Source organism: Caballeronia sp., assembly GCF_049581465.1.
GTDB lineage: Bacteria > Pseudomonadota > Gammaproteobacteria > Burkholderiales > Burkholderiaceae > Caballeronia.
The window spans coordinates 1-3,126 of the sequence record NZ_JBAUSA010001213.1 but is presented as its reverse complement, the minus strand read 5'-3'; the positions used below and the strand labels follow the sequence as shown (position 1 = coordinate 3,126).

The following is a 3,126-nucleotide window of genomic DNA, read 5'->3' as shown; positions in this document are numbered from 1 at the left end:
GCTCCGCGTTGTCATCGGCGGAACCGGCGTTTGGCGTGAAAGCGCCCGCGTGGTGCAGGTTCGTGCATGTCGACGAACCCATCCGCCGCGGCAAGCACACCGCCGGCAATTCATGGTCGCTGCCCATCCGCGTGCTGCGCGGCCCGGAATACGAGACCTTCACGGAGACGGCCCAGCGCGATTTCTGGAACGAAGAATGGACGATCACGCCGAACAGCAATCGCATGGGTTTCCGGCTCGCCGGCACCGTGCTGGAACGCGCCGATAAAGCCGACCTGCTGTCTCACGCCGTCCTGCCGGGCACGATTCAAGTACCGCCAAACGGCCAGCCGATCGTGCTCATGGGCGACGCACAAACCACGGGCGGTTACCCGAAAATTGCGTCGGTCATCAAAGCCGATCTGTGGAAACTCGCGCAGGCACGGTTGAACGGCGGCGTGCGCTTTATCGAAACGACGATGGACGCCGCGCGCCACGCGCTGGCCAACGAACGCATGTATGTGAAACAAGTGGAAGCGGCAATCGCGATGCACGCGGAACGCTGCGCCCGCTGAATATTGATTAGGAAACTGACATGAATATCGATCTCAATGCCGATCTCGGCGAAGGATGTGGCTCCGACGAAGCGCTGCTCGACCTGGTGAGTTCAGCGAATATCGCGTGTGGATGGCATGCCGGGGGGGCATCGGCCATGCGCGAATGCGTCCGATGGGCGGTTGCAAAGGGCGTGGCTATCGGCGCGCATCCGAGTTTCTATGACCGCGAAAATTTCGGACGCAAGGAAATGGACTTGCCGCCCGAGGAGATCTACGCGGGCATGTTGTATCAAATGGGCGCGCTGGCGGCCATCGCCCGGGCCGAAGGCGGCAAGGTCGTGCACGTCAAGCCGCATGGGGCGCTTTACAACCAGGCAGCGAAGAGTCAGGCCATTTCGGAGGCGATCGTAACGGCGGTGCGGGATTTCGATCCTGCATTGCGGGTGTTCGGACTGGCGGGCAGCAAGCTGGTGAGCGCCGCTCGGGAAGTGGGGCTGGTCGCGATCGAAGAGGTTTTCGCGGACCGTGGGTATCGGGCGGATGGGTCGCTCGTGCCGCGCTCGCAACCGGGTGCGCTCCTGGACGACGAGGAGGAAGTGCTGACCCGGGTCCTGGTCATGGCGAAAGATCGCCAGGTGCGGGCTGTCAGCGGGGAATGGGTGTCCATCCATGCCCAAACCGTCTGTCTTCATGGTGACGGCGACCATGCGCTGGCTTTTGCCAAAAGGATTCGTGGCGCGCTCGAAACGTCAGGTATTTCCGTGACGGCTTCGGTTTGATTCAACCCGTTCTCGTCGAACTTTTTAGGTTCGTTTTCAGGTGCGAGCCGCTGCGCGCGGCTCCCGGTCGTCGCTTAACGCTTTTGCCTCGTGATCCTTATCAAGTCACGAGGTTTTTTTCAAGCGGCCGCTAGAGCTGCTTTTCATTCCGGGACCGGCCAAAAGCCTGGGGTCCGGGGCTTACCCGATCGACTTGGAGATCACATGGGAACCGCAGTCAATCTATGGCCGCTTATTGGAGTGGCCGTGATCATCGCAGGGTTCATCCTGCGTTTTAATCCGATGCTGATCGTGGCCGCCGCCGCAATCATCACGGGCGTCGCAGCACACTTTCCCGTCGATCGCATCTTTGCCGCGATCGGCACCGGCTTTCTCAAGACACGCAACATTCCTCTCATCATCCTTTTGCCTCTCGCGGTCATCGGATTACTGGAACGGCACGGCCTGCGTGAACGCGCGCAAATCTGGATCTCCGGGATCAAGGCAGCGACCGTCGGTCGCCTGCTGATTGTCTATCTGCTCATTCGTGAACTGACTGCCGCCGTCGGATTGACGGGTCTGGGCGGCCATCCGCAAATGGTCCGGCCGCTACTCGCCCCCATGGCTGAAGGCGCGGCGGAAGCACGCTTCGGCAAACTCTCCGATAAAACGCGCTACACCCTGCGCGCCTATTCGGCCGCCACCGATAACGTCGGCCTCTTTTTCGGCGAAGACATCTTCGTGGCATTCGGCGCAATCGTCCTAATGACAACGTTCCTGAAGGAAGCCGGGATCGTGGTCGAACCGCTTCATGTCGCGGTCTGGGGTATCCCGACCGCCATCTGCGCGTTCCTCGTCCACGGCTTCAGGCTTTGGGTGCTGGATCGAAGGCTCAACCGCGAACTCGGCGCACTCACCAAGAACCTTCGCGGAGAACAGGTATGACGCTCACGATCAACTATCTGTTCTATCTGCTCGGGATTGTGCTGGTCATCGTCGCCGGCATGATCTACGCCGACAAGACGCATCCCAAACGCCTCACTGCCGGTACCTTCTGGCTCGTCTATGCGCTGGTTTTCCTGGTCGGTGACTGGCTACCCGCCGATGTAGTAGGCGTTCTCGTCGTGGCAATGGCGCTGATCGCGGGCCTGGGCGGCGTCACGGCGGGCAAGGCAAAAATGCTCTCCGAGGAAGCCCGTCGGAAAAGCGCGATGCGCCTGGGCAACAAGTTGTTCGTGCCCGCGCTGACCATTCCCGTGGTGACCGTGATCCTGACGCTTAGCGCGAGCTATCTCGTGTTCGGCGGCAAGCCCCTGCTCGATCCGAAGAACGTGACGCTGATGGGCTTTGGCATCGGCTGTCTCGTTGCGCTTGGCGTGGCATGCGTGATGACGCGCGATACGGTCGGGCAATCGATGAAGGAAACGCGCCGTCTCGTCGACGCCCTCTCCTGGGCCGCCGTGTTGCCGCAAATGCTGGGCATGCTCGGTCTCGTTTTTTCAGACGCCGGCGTGGGCAAGGCGGTCGCGTATGTGACGACGGCCTATGTGAACCTGGACTATCGGTTCGTCGCGGTGGCGGTGTACTGCATCGGCATGGCGCTTTTCACCATGGTCATGGGCAATGGCTTCGCCGCATTTCCGGTGATGACCGGTGGCGTCGGCGTCCCCATCCTGGTGGGCGTATTCCACGGCAATCCGGCCACGATGGTCGCAATCGGCATGTTCTGCGGCTATTGCGGCACGCTGATGACCCCCATGGCGGCAAACTTCAACATGGTGCCGGTCGCGCTGCTCGAACTACCCGATAAAAACGCGGTGATCAAAGTGCAG

The 3,126-nt window shown here is 61.1% G+C and carries 3 protein-coding genes and 1 pseudogene; all 4 read left to right on the top strand.

The annotated features are described in order from the left end of the window. A pseudogene (locus WCA53_RS29690) lies at positions 1-554 on the top strand (allophanate hydrolase); the annotation flags it as partial. Positions 555-574: 20 nt separating this feature from the next. Continuing rightward, positions 575-1,315 carry a 5-oxoprolinase subunit PxpA gene (gene pxpA, locus WCA53_RS29685; RefSeq protein WP_423919693.1) on the top strand — a complete coding sequence of 247 codons (741 nt, stop codon included), beginning with the start codon at positions 575-577 and terminating at the stop codon, positions 1,313-1,315. A gap of 204 nt (positions 1,316-1,519) precedes the next feature. Further along, a complete protein-coding gene (locus tag WCA53_RS29680; RefSeq protein WP_423919690.1) occupies positions 1,520-2,239 on the top strand; it encodes a DUF969 domain-containing protein in 720 nt (239 codons plus the stop codon). Next, positions 2,236-3,126, top strand: an 891-nt coding sequence (locus WCA53_RS29675; RefSeq protein ID WP_423919686.1) for a DUF979 domain-containing protein, incomplete at its 3' end; no start/stop codon positions are given. The genes WCA53_RS29680 and WCA53_RS29675, both read left to right, overlap by 4 nt.

What these genes read in the sequence shown, in the direction of transcription:
- pxpA (WP_423919693.1), top strand. Translation starts at nt 575, where the DNA reads ATGAATATCGATCTCAATGCCGATCTCGGCGAAGGATGTGGCTCCGAC.
- WCA53_RS29680 (WP_423919690.1), top strand. Translation starts at nt 1,520, where the DNA reads ATGGGAACCGCAGTCAATCTATGGCCGCTTATTGGAGTGGCCGTGATC.